Below are 15854 nucleotides of genomic sequence, written 5' to 3' on the forward strand. Positions count from 1 at the left end.
ACTTTTATTGTACCCACTCCACATTCGCACCAAGCGCACGCAGGTGATCAAAATATTGCGGATACGACTTAGCGACATGGTGAGCATCTTTGATCAAGAGTGGTTTACGCGCTCGTAAACCTACTACTGACAGCGCCATAATTACACGGTGGTCATAATGCGCGTTAATGGTCACACCACCTTCGACGCCTTCAGGCATGCCGTGAACGATAATTTCATCGCGGCGTTCCTCAACATTGGCTCCTGCACGGGTCAATTCTGCCAAGTAATCAGTTATACGATCACATTCCTTATACCGAAGGTTCTCAACGTTATAGAATCTTGAAGTGCCTTCAGCAAATACTGCAGCAGCTACCATAGCCAGCACTGCATCGGTGGCAGCATCTCCGTCGAATTCAACAGCTTTTAGAACGCCGTTCCCTTGTACGTGAACTGTTCCCTCTTTATGAGTAAGCGGTACTTCCATCATACGCAACACATCAACAATGGCTCTTTCTCCCTGCTTACTCTGTTCCACAAGCCGATGTACCTTAATATCTGACTTGGTAACAGCAGCTGCTGCTAGAATAGCCGCAGAGCCAGGATAGTCACCTTGAACGGTATACGTTTTTGCCGCATAGGCTTGACGACCTGGCACTTTAAAGGACATATAATCATCCGCCGCATGAACCACAATTCCAGCCTGCTCCAATACTTCTAGCGTCTGACCTACGACAACCTTTGATTTCAAATCATCAAGGACAATAATTTCACTATCTTCTTCTAGCAATGGTGTCAGGAATAGTAGAGCGCTTAGGAACTGGGAGCTGACAGCACCTGAAACTGTAATTCTACCCCCAACAGGTTTGCCTCCGCGGATTGTGATCGGCAACTTACCTTCATTATGCTCTACCTTCACACCAAGCTGTTCTAGAGATACGATCAGGTCGTCATGTGGACGTTTGCCCAATGAGTCAGGATACGTATTTACAAAGGTAACCTCAGGGCTTAAAGCAGATACAGCCATTAGAAAACGTAATACTGCGCCAGCATTCCCCACATTAAGTTCCTTAACATCCTTAGGTTTGCGTCCAAAGCCTTGAATCACAATCTTCTCATCATCTTCTGTGAGTACAGCTCCCAAATCTGCAATACAACGACGGATGGCATCGCTATCTTCACTATGTGCCGGATGATAAATCGTACTTACGCCTTCTGACAATGCGGCAACCAGCAAATAACGAGTGGTATAGTTTTTGGAAGAGAGGGCTCCAAATTCTCCTTGCAGGGATGGCGTTGGCCTAACAATAACGTCCATAATATAAACTCTCCTTAGTAGATATAGTTGTATGTAGCGCTCGTTTGACAGGGTATTCCATGCCTGTGTTATCATTAAACCATTCTTCTGATGAAAAGAGGTCACTACCATGCATAATGTTCCACAAATCACACCGCAAGAATTGCGGCAGTGTCTAAAGACAGGGGAAGACCTTGTACTCATCGACGTTCGTGAAGACGAAGAGGTTGCCTTCGGGATGATTCCCGGTGCTCAACATATCCCCATGGGAGAAATTCCACATCGCACAGAGGAAATTCCAAGCGGTGCCAAAGTAATCTTTATCTGCCGTTCCGGTGCTCGTAGCCAGCGTGTCTGCGAATATCTACAGCAGTTTGGCATTCATGCTACAAATTTAAACGGCGGTATGATTGAATGGAATGAGACACTCTCTTAAAAGCTCAGCCGCGGTAATGCATTAAAATATGTTGCGACACTTCTGCCGCTGTCAGTCCCGTTGTATCGACCGTGTAATGCGCGAACAGGTAAGCTTCATGGCGGTCTTCCATGATACGTCTAACCCGTTCTTCTGCATTGCCGGCGAGCAGCGGACGATTCTGATCTCCACTAACACGGGCAATAATCTCTTCTTCCGTTGCCGTTAGCGCAACCACATGCCCTTTACTCAGCATTAACGCTTTATTCCCCGGCGCCAATACCGCGCCACCACCAGTAGATATTAATTTATTCTCAGACTCTAGCATACGCTTTAGTACTGCTGTTTCCACGCTTCGAAAATATTGCTCTCCATCTTCCGCGAAAATTTCTGCAATGCTTCGACCTTCAGTTTCAACAATGACATGATCCAGATCAACCAGCTCGTAGCCTAGTTCCTCGGCCAAAATAGCACCTACTGTTGACTTCCCCGTTGCCATCATCCCTACTAAAATAATGTTCTTATTTCTTTGCTCTTCGTTCAACTTTTTAAATTCTTCTGTATCCCCAGCCATGTCTATCCTCCAACCGCGATATTTGTCATATCATAACACAGGGTCAAAACATTAGACAATCTGCTTCACATAGTAAATACACATCAAAACTTCAACAAAAAAGGCCCGAAAGCCTCCCCATTTCTGGTGAAGCAATTCGGGCCACTTTTTTAAAATATAAGAAAGTACAAGTTTCACGTTATACATTAACCTTATATTTCTCGCATAAACGCTTCTTACCGTCCTTTAGGGACGCCGAAGGCGTTTTTGCTTGTAACTGTAACAAATTAAATTATTCAGCTGACATCCAGTTGTGGTGGAAGACGCCTTCTTTGTCTACACGTTTGAACGTGTGTGCGCCGAAGTAATCGCGTTGTGCCTGAAGCAGGTTCGCAGGCAGTCTTTCTGTACGATAGCTATCATAGTAAGCCAATGCGCTGGAGAATCCAGGTACTGGAACACCCATCGTTACAGCTGAAGCGATAACTTTACGCCATGCGGATTGGTAATTATCCATAACATCCTTGAAGAAAGGATCAAGCAACAGGTTCTTAAGATCTGCATTGTTCTCGTAAGCATCCGTGATGTTTTGTAGGAAACGGGAACGGATAATGCAGCCACCGCGCCAAATTTTAGCCAACTCGCCATATTTCAGATCCCAACCGTATTCGTCGGAAGCTACGCGCAGTTGAGCGAAACCTTGAGCATAGGATACGATCTTGCTCGCAAACAATGCTTTACGCACGTTCTCGATGAATTCAGCTTTGTCACCATCAAATGGTGTAGCTTCTGGTCCGTTAAGCACTTGGCTTGCTTCTACGCGCTCATCCTTCATTGCAGATAGGAAGCGTGAGAATACGGATTCGGTAATCATAGACAAAGGTACACCAAGATCCAGTGAGCTTTGGCTTGTCCATTTACCAGTTCCCTTTTGGCCAGCGGAATCAAGGATCACGTCAACCATTGGTTTACCAGTTTCTTCATCATACTGGGCAAAAATATCTGTAGTAATCTCGATCAGGTAGCTGTCGAGCTCACCGCTATTCCACTCTTTGAAAATGTTGTGAAGTTCTTTTGCATCCAGACCTAGAACGTCTTTCAACAACTGGTAAGCTTCACAGATTAATTGCATATCACCATATTCGATACCGTTGTGCACCATTTTAACATAGTGTCCCGCACCGTCTGGTCCGATATATGTACAGCAAGGCTCACCGTCTACTTTAGCTGAGATTGCCGTTAGGATTGGTTCTACTAGCTTATATGCGCTTTCTTGACCGCCAGGCATAATGGAAGGACCTTTTAGTGCTCCTTCTTCTCCGCCGGAAACGCCAGTACCGATAAAACGGAAACCTTTGTCTTCCAGCTCTTTGCTGCGACGAACCGTATCAGGGAAATAAGCATTTCCTCCGTCGATAATAATGTCGCCTTGATCAAGATGCGGAAGCAGTTGCTCGATGGTAGCATCAGTAGCTTTACCAGCTTGAACCATGATCAGAATTTTGCGCGGTGTTTCCAGCGAAGCTACAAATTCCTCAACGGAAAATGTGCCTTCTAGGTTTTTACCTTCCGCCTCAGCAAGAAGATCATGTGTCTTCTCCGGTGAGCGGTTAAACACGGATACGGAAAAACCTTTGCTTTCGATATTTAGAGCCAAATTCTTGCCCATTACCGCCAAGCCAATAACGCCGATTTGTTGTTTTGCCATCTGGTCCTCCACCCTTTGCACCCTATATTTTTGGGAAATCCATTTCTCGCAGTATAAGAATACCACCCTTTATCAGAGACAGCAAAGCCTGCCCTGCGAATAAAGATCAAATTCATCGACAAAACCTTTGCCAATATGAAAATGATCACAATGACTATTTTAACGTTTTTAGCGCCAGAAGTGAACCCCTGTCTGCAAGTTCTCAAACAAATATAAGACACCCCGAAAATTCGGGGTGCCCCTAAGCAACTTATTTCGGCACCTTGTTTACCATTCTAACATATACAATTCCTTCGTCAAAAAGGTAAGCTGAGCTCGGCATTTCTCGGTGCGAATCATATCCTCAGCCTTAAGTGCATCATTTAATCGATCCAGCTGCTCATCCACTTCAATCCTACGCTGGCGAATTCGTTCCTCTCCTTCAACAGAATAATAGAGCTTGGTCAGCTCCTCATCCGTGAGCATAGGACCCTTCTGGTATAAGACTCGCTGCTGATAACCCGAGATTTCGACAAGACGAATCACTTCGCCGAACAAAATATTTTCAATAATAATCTGGCGATCCCGGAAGCGCTTTACAATGGCATGGCCTCGCATGTCCCCAATTAATTTCTCCATCCATTCTGACAAGCGCGCATCACGAATCATATAGTCACCCACGAGTTTATAGCCATCTCTGATCCTTTGAAAACGTAATTTCACCAGTTTACGACCCGTACGGACCGAAATTACAAAGACCTGTTCGTTCTCGCTCCAATATAGGGAATAACCTTTTTGAATCAAATCCTTGATCAGGTCCTGGATATGCTGTCTGTCGAAACGCAGCTCCAGGTTACAATACTCCACCTCGTCGTTTTTGTTCACGGCACTCCCCCCTAACTGCTTCACATCTGCAAAGCCAACAGACTTGTTCAATTCTAGAGTATTTATGGCAGCCGGACCTCTTCAAGTAGTAGTTACTTTTGCGTTCGTCTTAGTCTTATTTTATACTCCAGTTTATGTAGCGGTAACTTGGTTTATTGACTATTTTTACCCGCAACAGACTTTCTCCAAACGCTGATTGAATTTTTTTATTTCTTTTAGTCCTTTAATTCCTAAAAAAAGCCGCTGACAACTAGTTCTCAGGTTGTCAGCGGTTTTCACATCTAAGGTCAACTAGTTTTAAATTTCAACTTCGTTCTGTGCACAATTAGTAAATGCAGCCCAAAGAGTATCAACATTACAATTGCACTCATCAGAAACGGAACACCGTGACCTACATGGTCCCATAGTCTCCCTGATATCACTGGTCCTGCCACCATCCCTGAGCCTTGCAAGGTCAAGAAAATCCCCCACACAGTCCCTCGTTCCCCCTTAGGCACTTGCTTAGCCAGAAAGGCATTCCATGCCGGGAGAATAAGCGCGTAGCTTATACCGACCAATGCCACCGCGATAAAAGCAAGCGGGAGCCAGCGTACCTGTGAGAACAGGGCAAGGGAAAAGGCGGCGAGCAAAAAGCCAATGTTCAGAAACACAGTTGTTCCTATTCGGTCCACCAGCTTACCTGCTGGAATTAGAGCAAGCACCGTAATTCCCCCACCTGCAATCAGAAGCAGACTAAACTGATTTGGACTCACATGAAGCTCCGTACGTGCAAACAAGGTAACCACAGGCGTCATCAAGCCAATGGCAAAAGCCTGAAGAAATAATGCGGGATATAGTATGCGACTAACTTTAAGCGTTGTTCTGACCTGATGCAGTGTTCTTTTTATACTTTCTAACGGACTAATTTTTTTACGTTCAACGACTCCACCAAGCCCCTGCATGTCCCTAACAACTGCATGTGTGCCACTCGAGGAAATTCTCTTAGGTAGAAATAGGGCAACTACAACTACTACAGCAGCACAACCAAGCAGGACCAAAAAGGCTACACGATAGCTTTGTCCCCCCTGATCCATCAAAAAATTCACTACAATCGGACCGATTCCCGTTCCCGCGAGCGATGCCATCTCTACAGCACCCATAGCTGCACCACTGCTGCCGCTTTTAGTAGATCCCGCCAATTCCGTTATTCCGGTCATCACACAAGGCCAAAGCGGGGATGTCCCGATTCCAAGAATAAGACAGGCAATCGAGAGCGTAATTGCTGTTTTGGCATATATTATCATTCCAACAGCTACCAGGATCAACAACAAGGCACTTGTCATGGTCCAGCGAAATCCAATGCGCTCCATAACCCAGCCAGAAGGACTGCGGAATAGATTATCCCCCAAATACTGGAGTGCAAAGGCAAAGCCTACTACCGTAACAGATAGACCCAAAATATTCTCCATATATACGGGTAACAAAGCGACAAGTAGCGACCCTTTTACAAACTCAACTAAAAAAATAATAACCCACATCTCCATGATAAATGGCGACGTCAAACTGATATGTGTACGTTGCGCAGCTTTCGTGGACATTATATCACCTCCAAATCCTAGTATTCTGTAGATTGTTTTGTTATACTGATGCTTGCCTTAAATTTTAATATTCGCGAAAGGTTGTGACAGTATTAAATGAATCAACACCGTACTCCCCTCTTCACAGCTTTAAAAAAGCATGCCGCCGGCAATCCCGTTCAATTTCATATTCCGGGGCATAAGAAGGGGCTAGGAACCGATGCCGAATTCCGTGAGTTTATCGGCGATAACGCTCTATCCATCGATCTAATCAACATCGCACCGCTTGATGATCTACATCAGCCAACTGGAGTAATCCAGGAAGCTCAGAAGCTGGCTGCGAAGGCTTTCGGTGCCGACTATACGTATTTTAGCGTACAGGGCACGAGCAATGCCATCATGACGATGATCCTCTCTGTCTGCTCACCTGGTGATAAAATAATTGTGCCGCGTAACATTCATAAATCTGTGATGTCGGCCATTATCTTCTCCGGAGCCAAGCCTGTGTTTGTCTCGCCTGTTCAGGATGAGAATCTCGGGATAGATCACGGCATAACGACCAGTTCGCTGGAACGAGCGTTAAGGCGTCATCCAGACGCCAAAGGAGTTCTAGTAATCAATCCAACGTACTTCGGTATATGCGCCGACCTACGTTCGATTGTCGACCTGGCTCACCGTTACGGTGTACCCGTATTGGTGGACGAGGCACATGGAGTACTGATTCATTTTCATGAGGATCTGCCGGTATCGGCCATGCAGGCCGGAGCGGACATAGCTGCCACTAGTGTGCATAAACTTGGCGGCTCCATGACGCAAAGCTCGGTACTGAATCTTAATGCTAAGACGGGTCTGATTAACCCGCAACGGGTACAGACCATAATGAGCATGCTGACTACAACGTCTACCTCATATATTTTATTAGCGTCTTTGGATACATCAAGACGTAATCTCGCACTGAACGGTCATGAAATGGCAGAAAGAACCATCAGACTGTCCAACTACGCACGGGAAACGATCAACACGATCGAAGGCCTGTACAGCTTTGGAAAAGAAATCCTTGGGACAGAAGCAACATTTGATCATGACCCAACTAAGCTCAACATTCATGTGCGCCATTTAGGGATCACAGGATACGAAACCGAAAACTGGCTGCGCGAGAAGTACAACATCGAAGTAGAACTAAGTGACATGTATAATATTCTTTGCCTCATTACCCCAGGTGATACTCAAGAATCAGTAGATAAATTATTAGCTGCACTTCGGGTTTTGTCCGCCATTCATTATAGCAAGGGTGAAATCTACGAACTTAAGGTTCAGGTTCCGGAAATTCCACAGCTTGCTCTGATTCCAAGAGATGCTTTTTATGCGGATACGCAGTTAGTTCCATTCCGTGAATCTGCAGGCTACATTATTGCAGAATTTATATATGTATATCCGCCTGGAATTCCTATTCTTCTCCCTGGCGAAGTGATCACTCAGGATAACATCGATTATATTATCGACCATGTGGAAATTGGACTTCCGGTTAAAGGTCCTGAAGACCGCAGCATCACTAACATAAAAGTGATTGTAGAAGCCGATCCAATATCCTAAGATCCATCATTTCCCTAAAAAACTTCATTGATTTATACAAAAACCCGATACCATAATAAGTATCGGGTTTCTGTATATAAACATCAACTGTCATATACACAATAGAACAGCTAAATTTAGTCGCTAAAATCTATTCTTGCTGAGCAAGCAGATTGTTGTAAGCTTCTTCAACAGCTTTCCATTCTTCTTCATCTTCGATATTGTACAATACCATTTCTTCGTCTTCTTCTTCCATTCGCAGAATAATGCCATCTGCTTCAGGATTTTCCTTTTCTAACAGCAGCGCGTATAGTTTCTCACCGATGTCGAAAGTTTCAACTAATACCATCTCAACATCTTCGCCCTGCTCGTTCGTCAAGGTCAGCACAAACTCCTCGTGCTCATGGTCGTGATCATGCCCGCAACCGCATGCTTCACCATGCTCATGTTTGTGATCGCTCATTGTAATACCTCACTTTAAATTGTATTATCCTACATCTGGTATACTACCACGTTAGATTAGTTCAGGTCAATTTAGAACCCTTAATTAAGAGCTGTAATTACCTTTTCTGACACAAGAACGTAATCCGCATTTTTGGAAGCTTTCATGTAGAATCCTACCCGATATTTGCCGGTTTCTTTAAAATCATAAGTAAACTCCGAAGTCGGAAACCAGAAATTATCCTTCTGCGAGCCTTCAAGCTCCTGCGACTGAATATCCTTAACATTACCAGATGGGTCCGTGATGGCTACTTTTACAGCTGAAACCTCTTCTGTTAAGCTATCTACCTGTGTTAATATTTTAATCTTAAGTTTGCCTACGTTTACGTTACCAAAGACCGTATTATCCTTAAAAAGAACAATGTGTACATTAGGCTTAAGAATCGTCACTTTTCCAGATCCATCCCAATTCACTACCCCGCCTGCTTCTCTAGCGGGAATATATGTTTTTCCATCAATCAAATAACCGCTGTCCACAATTTCCGTCCCGTTGTTCCATACCCTGATTTTCTTACTCACAGAATCGGCGAACAATAAGGAGCCACCCATCAAGGAAAAAGCAAACACACATAAAGTGACTTTTTTCCATCTATTCATTTGAAACCCTCCAAATAATTCATGCTATTAATGTATACTTACTTTGTCTCAGCAAGTTGCGCTAATTGTAGGTAAATATTTCATTCATCTTCCGAAAAATGATATTATGTACTTGTTTAAAGTTGATATATTAGCTAACAGCGATTTCGGGAGGGTCCTTCTTATGAGTCTGAGCCTACAAATGCTAGGAACTGGTAACGCTTTTGCAAAAAACTATTTTAACAATAATGGTTTGCTACTAGCTGATGATTATTCCCTACTGATTGATTGCGGAATTACTGCTCCGCTTGCTATGCATACCATCGGGAAATCCTTCCGCCACGTAAACGCTACTCTAATTACGCATATTCATGCGGACCATGTTGGAGGTCTGGAAGAGCTAGCACTTACGCTAAAGCACGTATACGGGAAAACAATGAGATTACATTTACCTGAGACGCTTATTGAGCCACTTTGGAACAACACCTTAAAGGGTGGATTATATCAAAAAGATGCAGTAGCCTCCCTGACCGATATCTTCGAGGTTACACCTATGAAACCCGGAATTACGTACAAGCTCGCTCCTTCTCTTTCGCTCGAGATCATACGTACGCCGCATATTCCTGGCAAAGATAGTTATTCCCTTCTAATAAATAACGAGATTTTCTACAGTGCGGATATGACTTTTCAGCCGGATCTGCTTATAAGCCTTGTCCGTGAGCGCGGCATCCGAATGATTCTGCATGACTGTCAGCTTGGTGGTGCGGGTGTTGTTCACACCACGCTGGAGGAGTTAATGTCTTTACCTGAAGATGTTCGACGTATCATCAAGCTCATGCATTATAGCGATGAACAACCTCAATTCGTCGGGCTTACTGGAGAGATGGAGTTTATTGAGCAGCATGTAACTTATAAACTTTGACTATGATTAAAAAAAGACCGTACATTGACGTCCGATGACGTATGTACGGTCTTTACCTTTAGAACTATGAGAAACTCGGAAGATTATCCAAATTGTTGGTTGGATCCCCATCCGCGTCACCGCGAATATAAGTTTCTCCGTCTTTACCTTTAAAAGCATTCACTCCGGCAATATTTCCGGCCTGTACTTCTTGAAGCGCTTGGTCATACGCCAGGACACGTCCTGTAGAGGTCTGGAAACTGGTTAAATCTCCGTCCCCATTTTTCTGTACAGCTACGAAACTTTCGCGTTCGTTATTTGGCACTTCAGCTCGCCCCTTACACTTGGATTTGCCATCATAAGGCACATCCTAGCTTGCGTAATGAGACGGTAAATTATGTGTGCAAATCTTAAAGTGTTTTCTGCATCCGTACATGTAGAATACCTGCGTCATAAAAAGGTTCCGTAGAAATCACTTCATATCCTAGCTTTTTGTAGAAATTCTCAGCTTGGCACTGTGCATCAAGAATCGAAGCTTCCAGTCCAAGCTCCCGAGCAAGCTCTTCCATAGCTAGCAATAAGACACGTCCATATCCTTTAACTCTATAATCTTTCAGTACGGCGATACGCTGCATTTTGGCTGTACCTGTTTTGTAGTAAATCAATCTTCCAGTAGCCACAGGTACTCCTTCATCTATAATCAGAATATGGTGCGCATTCGGACCGATAACATCGTATTCATCAATTTCTTCCTCAACCGGTACCATTTGTTCCTCTACAAATACTTTAGTACGAATATCCAGCCCCATTCGAAGCTGTTCCTCTGTAGTTACCTGTAAAATTTCTGCCGCCATGTTAGTCCCAAGCTCCTCTCTCTATGTATCCAACGATAGTTGTCTATTATATAAAAATTTGACTAGAAAGAAAAGCCTGAGCATGAAAAAGTGCCTTCTACGCTGCTCTAATCTACAGAATATACTTCTTCAAGAATCGAACGATTGTATGTGTCTTGCATCACTGGTGACAATGGAGGGTACTGACCTTTCGGCTTTCCATCTAGGTTAGTCATTTCTTTGATTTCCATGACTTTTGCTGGCTTCGCCTCTGAACATCCTCCCAAAACCATCAGTAACAGCAGACAAACGCCGACTTCCCATTTCAAAAATTTAGACATGGTTTTACTCCTTTCACCGTTCAACTGCGGTTATTCTCATTACAGCTTTGACGGTTCAGGAGTTTTATAAACCATTGGGTCACTTCATTGCCCGATTCTAACCCTTATAGATTCACATTTCCAACAGCATGGACCAGATACATCATTCCTGCCAGAAAGCCAGCTAATACAAAATAAGCGATACCGTATTTCCAGCGTGAGCTAGCCGGTACATCGTAATACTTATCGTTCTCGTAAACCGAATAGCTGATATCACAATTCATCTTAAGATGAAGCCCATCCTCTAAGGTCACAGGCTCTAGCTGCGAGATACGTACCTTTTCAATGATGCATTGCTGCGGAAGCGTAGCTCTACCAATGTAGTTCAGTTGATCCCATCTCACCCCTACATACTGCTGTCTTTCCAAATCACTGTAAGTAGTAAAAGGTAAATCTCTTCTATGTTCTGGTCCTGGAATCATGTAGCCTGCATCACTAAGTGGCTCCACTGGAATTAAGAAACCCTTCGTTACAGAATAAAGGCGGTTGTTAGTGCGTCTCTTGACATATTTGTTATACAAATCGTAAGCAAATAACGCCCAAATAATAAAGAATAAGATCGAACGCATATAGATGATGATGGCTAAACCGCCCACTAGACCCACAAGCCACAGCCAACGTGTAACCGCAGTAGCAATACGACCACCGTCAAGCGGGTGAATCGGCAGCAGATTGATCAGATTAAGCAAAAAACCTATATAAGCCAAGGAATAGAGAAGTGGACTATCCATGTAATAAGCCGCCCCAAAAACGGCTGTTGCCCCAATGGTTCCTAAAATCGGTCCTCCAAAAGCAATATAAGCTTCCGTCTGGGCATTCAGCGGCTGTTTTTTCATTGTAATTAAAGCTCCCAAAAACGGTATAAATAGTGGAGCACTTACTGGAAGCCCGATCCGTTTCGCTGCTATTACATGTCCTAATTCATGGACTAGCAAGAGCAAAACAAAACCCACGGCAAACCCCCAAGGATAAATCAAAGCATAGGCCCATATTGAAATCATCATTGATATTAACGGCCCGGCAATTTTACCTATTTTCAGTACAGACAAAATCGCCTTTCCTTTAAACAGGAGCATCGCCGCCCCACCCCCCAACCATTTCCATGGCGTGGAAGAATTCTTTTTCTGCTCATTTTGCGGCAAGATCTCAAGCTCCTTTTTCTTTCAATTTTTATCTAACTGCTGTGCATTACCATCCATTTTATCATAAGCGCTTAAGGAGTATTTCCATAAAAAGCACTTGGCTAAGTATACGTCGCAACTTTTAAAATCGTTTCAATGTCAAACAAACAGATAATGGATGATTTTCACTACTACTCAAGAAAAAAAAGTGATTCCGCTTCAATATACAACCTCCACCTCAGACAAAATACCTAAATTTTATGGTTACCCTATAGGCTAACGCCGTGAACGTTATAGGCTACGGACCATAGACTGTTATTAGAGTTATTCAATTGAGGAGGTTATTTATGGATACAAATACAAATTTACATCAACAGGTCAGTTGGAATTGTATGAACAAATACGTTGGTATTACAACGACTGACGGTCAGTCCTTTGATGGCTTTATTGCCCATGTAGATCAAAACTATGTTACCCTTGCGGTTCCCAGCAACGAAATGGTAGAACGTTTAAACGGAATGCCTACACACGAATCAGCTTATAGACAATTTGGCTTCCGGCCTGGCTTTTTCCCAAGACGTCGCTTCTTTCCACGACGCATCCCTTTTTTTGCTATAAGCGATATATTTTTGCTCCCGTTCTTTATCTGACGTGGTGCTAGGGGATGGAGGGGCATCCCCTATTTTATTATTCTAAAGACTATGTAAACTATCATCCCTAAACATTGTAAAAAAAGAATTGCCATCCTACTCTATCGTATGGTATTATGAAATTCGTCGCAGGACGGTAGCTCAGCGGGAGAGCACTATCTTGACAGGGTAGGGGTCATGGGTTCGAACCCCATCCGTCCTATAGAAAAAAGCCTTGAGATTCAAGGCTTTTTTTGTTTTCTATCAACTTATCATTCAAATGGATTTCCCCGTGATACGAATTTGATACGAATCGTTATTTGTTTTTTGTATCAGTTCGTCAGATCCTCTGGGAAAATATCATCACTTCTACCCTCTAACCAATTCCTGAATACCGCCTTACTGATATATAATTCCCTTCCTGCCTTTGCAACATGAAATGGTGCGTCCCCTAAAAACTCATATAGCTTAGCTTGACTCAATTTCATTATTTCCTTTACATGCTTCGGGCGGAGTGTCATTGGGAAGCTTCCCCAATTAAGTTCTTGGTTCTCCGTTGTCTCTTGCAATATTTTCGCCCTCCTCCTTACGTTCTCTTTCCACTACCAAATTCAGTTCGAGTGCCAGTTTATAAAAAGCTCTCCACCTAATTTTGATGTACGTGGGTGCGCTTATCGGTGGCTTAAATGAAAAGTTATAAACTTTCTGATCAGTGATGTAATCATGCTCAGTTGTCATATAGCGTTCTTTGATTAGAAACCCTTCCATTTTAGGCATGCGGTTCACTACACGTTCAATTCTTTCACAGAAGCTTTTTCGATACGATTGAGAATCCACATTATAGATGGCAATATTGGCAGTCTGGTCACTCGTGATATTTGTAGGTCCACTCGGCCTATCCTCATAAGACCCAGTAACGTTTGCCTCCCTTTCCTCGAAGGTCAAAAACTTATTCTCCCTGTATTTATATAGCGCTGCTTCAACCGCAGCCTGCGTCCGCTCTCTATCTATCTCAGGCAGGAAGCTTTGTTGCACCTGCTATCACCTCACTGTAAAAGAATCCCCCGACCGAAGCCGGGGCGTGTACCCTCTTAGAACGGCAGATCATCGTCACCTTCAGGTATCGGCGGACCGTTTTCACCAGCAGGAGCTATCTCCTCCATAGTGAGTTGATCCTTGTCTTCTAGTTCAATCGTACCGTCTGGATTAACCTTGCCTCGTACGTCCTCTCTTGGCTCTTCACGATCCTCTTCATCGTCATCACCTCGGAACTCTTCAATGCTCATTTGAGATTCAGCGATTTCCAAGACTACATCTGATCCAGCCTTCCGATAGAATTCATAAGAATGTTCAGAGGATGTATCACCCTTGACAATAAACTCCAACACAGTTTTCTTAGCATCCTTCGTACTCTTGCTGAACTCAGTGCCTGTTCAACACCTTCGATGTTCAATACAACCACCGATCTCGTCATAGCATTAAGCTCTGGTTTACTCTCGTCATCACCCTTTACATGGAACTGCACAAGCTCCTTTTTGGAGTCCTTTGTTTATTGAAGTGTGCTGCTATTTGAATTTTCATTTATTATTGCTCCTCTCAAATTTGGGTTTATACTGTTCCAGTTCCGCTCACTAGAAGCGCTCTGTCATTCACAAACTCTACTGCCCTTATACTTGTTACGATAATCAGCTTGCCATTTTGATTGATACCAAACCCAATTTCGATCTTCTGGGGTGACTCGATAACAACACTGAATCCAATTTTTCGGCTCATGCTCCCCCTCCTATGGTGTTATTGGTGTGCCAGAAATCATTATCGTTCCGCCCGTCTTGCTAAGAATCGAAGCACGTGTTTGTTCTTTATCTTCCTCATCTTCAGCACCCTCAAAACTTGCATTTCCATAATCCATAACTGAGTTAATCAAATCTATCTCCTTGGCGGAAAAGTAAATTTGCCTTCCCTTCATCTCTTATATCCTCCTTGTATAGGGAGAAAGGATTGTTATTACCTCTCTAACCCTCTTATCCGGCTGCCGCTACGCTGGGTGGTTCGGTCTGACTCGATGGCCTAACGGCCTAATTAAGTACGTTTCCTTCCGAATTTGACATTTCAAGAAGTGCATCATATTCAGTCTTTTCCAGCTCAACAACAGTTCCTTTGAATTGTCGTTCTATATTTTGAGTTTGACTTAACAGCATAATTCCAGAGTTTGTTTGAAAGAGTCCTATTAAATCGCCGTTTGGCATAACAGCTTTAAAATGTCTCACCGGATTGTCTATATCCTCTCACCCCTTACTAGAATAGTATTGTGGTGTTTCTTCGAAGTGTAACGTAGTGCTTTAACCAAAATCGCTTTCTTTAATTCGAACGTACATTCGTGTATATTTAATACATACCAATTAAAGGAGGATAAATTATGAACTCAATTGATTTAATTCTTTTAAATTTCAATGAAGTACGAAGAAGAAGTATTAAGGTTTGGACATCTATTCCCCAAGAAAAACTAAATTGGAAACCTGATGACGAGGCAATGACTTGTATAGAGATGATTAGGCATGTTCTAGAAGGTGAACATTATTACCATCTAGCTATCCAAAATCAAGGCAGTCTGGCTGCATTTGATTCTCCTTTCGAAAACCAACCTTTTTCCACTGTAAATGCAGAATTGGAATTTGCAGAACCATTTAGAAATCACTTCATAGAAACTATTAAGTCATTTTCTGAAGAAGATTTAACAAGTATCAAAATTGATCGTTCTGATTCAGGTTACATAAGAAGTTTAGGTGACATGTTGCTAAGAGTCGCCTATCATGAATCAGTCCATACTGGTCAATTGCTGGATTACTTAAGAATGGCAAGGGTTCCAAGAGTACGAGTTTGGGATTAATTTATCTCACAGGTGTAATCACTTAGGTGTTATGCCTTTTCTTTTTTTGTTACTACGCGTTTTGCGTCTACTGCTCAGTATC

General features: G+C 43.2%; 22 protein-coding genes and 1 tRNA gene. 6 read left to right on the forward strand and 17 right to left on the reverse strand.

The window, feature by feature from the left end:
- Positions 1-4: 4 nt before the first annotated feature.
- Complete coding sequence (aroA, locus tag L1028_RS10380; protein ID WP_234533533.1) at positions 5-1297, reverse strand: 3-phosphoshikimate 1-carboxyvinyltransferase; 1293 nt, start codon at positions 1295-1297, stop codon at positions 5-7.
- A 109-nt stretch (positions 1298-1406) separates the two neighbouring features.
- Between aroA and L1028_RS10385 the strand changes: the two genes are divergently transcribed.
- Entirely contained in the window at positions 1407-1712 is a 306-nt protein-coding gene (locus L1028_RS10385) for a rhodanese-like domain-containing protein (RefSeq protein WP_234533535.1), read from the forward strand.
- Positions 1713-1716: 4 nt separating this feature from the next.
- On the opposite strand, the gene L1028_RS10390 is transcribed toward L1028_RS10385, so the two are convergent.
- The 4 genes from L1028_RS10390 to L1028_RS10405 form a co-directional block, all read right to left on the reverse strand.
- The gene (locus L1028_RS10390; RefSeq protein ID WP_234533537.1) at positions 1717-2265 is read right to left on the reverse strand and encodes a shikimate kinase; all 549 of its coding nucleotides are present in this window, start codon (positions 2263-2265) and stop codon (positions 1717-1719) included.
- Positions 2266-2536: 271 nt separating this feature from the next.
- Positions 2537-3952, reverse strand: coding sequence for an NADP-dependent phosphogluconate dehydrogenase (gndA, locus tag L1028_RS10395; protein WP_234533539.1), 1416 nt, complete (start codon positions 3950-3952; stop codon positions 2537-2539).
- A gap of 267 nt (positions 3953-4219) precedes the next feature.
- Complete coding sequence (locus L1028_RS10400; protein ID WP_234533541.1) at positions 4220-4816, reverse strand: hypothetical protein; 597 nt, start codon at positions 4814-4816, stop codon at positions 4220-4222.
- Positions 4817-5103: 287 nt separating this feature from the next.
- Positions 5104-6393, reverse strand: coding sequence for an MFS transporter (locus L1028_RS10405; RefSeq protein WP_234533543.1), 1290 nt, complete (start codon positions 6391-6393; stop codon positions 5104-5106).
- Between the two features lie 96 nt (positions 6394-6489).
- Here L1028_RS10405 and L1028_RS10410 point away from each other — a divergent pair, with 96 nt between their 5' ends.
- Positions 6490-7965 carry an aminotransferase class I/II-fold pyridoxal phosphate-dependent enzyme gene (locus L1028_RS10410; RefSeq protein WP_060622234.1) on the forward strand — a complete coding sequence of 492 codons (1476 nt, stop codon included), beginning with the start codon at positions 6490-6492 and terminating at the stop codon, positions 7963-7965.
- Between the two features lie 130 nt (positions 7966-8095).
- Here L1028_RS10410 and L1028_RS10415 read toward each other — a convergent pair whose 3' ends face one another.
- Both L1028_RS10415 and L1028_RS10420 read right to left on the reverse strand, forming a co-directional pair.
- Positions 8096-8407 (reverse strand): DUF1292 domain-containing protein, encoded by a 312-nt coding sequence (locus L1028_RS10415; protein WP_042187300.1) that lies wholly within the window; start codon positions 8405-8407, stop codon positions 8096-8098.
- A gap of 80 nt (positions 8408-8487) precedes the next feature.
- Complete coding sequence (locus L1028_RS10420) at positions 8488-9042, reverse strand: copper amine oxidase (protein ID WP_234533545.1); 555 nt, start codon at positions 9040-9042, stop codon at positions 8488-8490.
- A gap of 163 nt (positions 9043-9205) precedes the next feature.
- On the opposite strand from L1028_RS10420, the gene L1028_RS10425 reads away from it, so the two are divergent.
- Positions 9206-9943, forward strand: a complete 738-nt coding sequence (locus L1028_RS10425) for an MBL fold metallo-hydrolase (protein ID WP_234533546.1) — start codon at positions 9206-9208, stop codon at positions 9941-9943.
- A 64-nt stretch (positions 9944-10007) separates the two neighbouring features.
- On the opposite strand, the gene L1028_RS10430 is transcribed toward L1028_RS10425, so the two are convergent.
- From L1028_RS10430 to L1028_RS10445, 4 genes are all read right to left on the reverse strand, one after another.
- Positions 10008-10247: a DUF3892 domain-containing protein gene (locus L1028_RS10430; protein WP_234533547.1), complete on the reverse strand. Its 240-nt coding sequence runs from the start codon at positions 10245-10247 to the stop codon at positions 10008-10010.
- Between the two features lie 85 nt (positions 10248-10332).
- Positions 10333-10776: a GNAT family N-acetyltransferase gene (locus tag L1028_RS10435; protein WP_234533548.1), complete on the reverse strand. Its 444-nt coding sequence runs from the start codon at positions 10774-10776 to the stop codon at positions 10333-10335.
- A gap of 107 nt (positions 10777-10883) precedes the next feature.
- On the reverse strand, positions 10884-11096 hold the full coding sequence (locus L1028_RS10440) for a hypothetical protein (protein ID WP_234533551.1): 213 nt from the start codon (positions 11094-11096) through the stop codon (positions 10884-10886).
- Between the two features lie 104 nt (positions 11097-11200).
- A complete protein-coding gene (locus L1028_RS10445) occupies positions 11201-12277 on the reverse strand; it encodes a site-2 protease family protein (protein ID WP_234533553.1) in 1077 nt (358 codons plus the stop codon).
- Positions 12278-12603: 326 nt separating this feature from the next.
- Here L1028_RS10445 and L1028_RS10450 point away from each other — a divergent pair, with 326 nt between their 5' ends.
- Both L1028_RS10450 and L1028_RS10455 read left to right on the forward strand, forming a co-directional pair.
- Complete coding sequence (locus tag L1028_RS10450) at positions 12604-12906, forward strand: phosphatidylinositol kinase (RefSeq protein ID WP_234533556.1); 303 nt, start codon at positions 12604-12606, stop codon at positions 12904-12906.
- A 130-nt stretch (positions 12907-13036) separates the two neighbouring features.
- Positions 13037-13108 (forward strand) — tRNA-Val (locus L1028_RS10455).
- Positions 13109-13217: 109 nt separating this feature from the next.
- On the opposite strand, the gene L1028_RS10460 is transcribed toward L1028_RS10455, so the two are convergent.
- From L1028_RS10460 to L1028_RS10485, 6 genes are all read right to left on the reverse strand, one after another.
- Complete coding sequence (locus tag L1028_RS10460; RefSeq protein WP_234533557.1) at positions 13218-13454, reverse strand: hypothetical protein; 237 nt, start codon at positions 13452-13454, stop codon at positions 13218-13220.
- The gene (locus L1028_RS10465) at positions 13423-13920 is read right to left on the reverse strand and encodes an ArpU family phage packaging/lysis transcriptional regulator (protein WP_234533559.1); all 498 of its coding nucleotides are present in this window, start codon (positions 13918-13920) and stop codon (positions 13423-13425) included. Before L1028_RS10465 ends, L1028_RS10460 begins: the two co-directional genes overlap by 32 nt.
- Positions 13921-13976: 56 nt before the next feature.
- Positions 13977-14273, reverse strand: coding sequence for a hypothetical protein (locus L1028_RS10470; protein ID WP_234533561.1), 297 nt, complete (start codon positions 14271-14273; stop codon positions 13977-13979).
- 220 nt (positions 14274-14493) lie between these two features.
- Positions 14494-14658 carry a hypothetical protein gene (locus L1028_RS10475; RefSeq protein ID WP_234533563.1) on the reverse strand — a complete coding sequence of 55 codons (165 nt, stop codon included), beginning with the start codon at positions 14656-14658 and terminating at the stop codon, positions 14494-14496.
- 10 nt (positions 14659-14668) lie between these two features.
- Entirely contained in the window at positions 14669-14851 is a 183-nt protein-coding gene (locus L1028_RS10480; RefSeq protein ID WP_234533565.1) for a hypothetical protein, read from the reverse strand.
- A gap of 109 nt (positions 14852-14960) precedes the next feature.
- Complete coding sequence (locus tag L1028_RS10485; protein WP_234533567.1) at positions 14961-15131, reverse strand: hypothetical protein; 171 nt, start codon at positions 15129-15131, stop codon at positions 14961-14963.
- 170 nt (positions 15132-15301) lie between these two features.
- Here L1028_RS10485 and L1028_RS10490 point away from each other — a divergent pair, with 170 nt between their 5' ends.
- Entirely contained in the window at positions 15302-15772 is a 471-nt protein-coding gene (locus tag L1028_RS10490; RefSeq protein ID WP_234533569.1) for a DinB family protein, read from the forward strand.
- Positions 15773-15854: the final 82 nt, after the last annotated feature.

The organism is Paenibacillus pseudetheri (assembly GCF_924513355.1).
Taxonomy (GTDB): Bacteria; Bacillota; Bacilli; order Paenibacillales; family Paenibacillaceae; genus Paenibacillus_AQ; species Paenibacillus_AQ pseudetheri.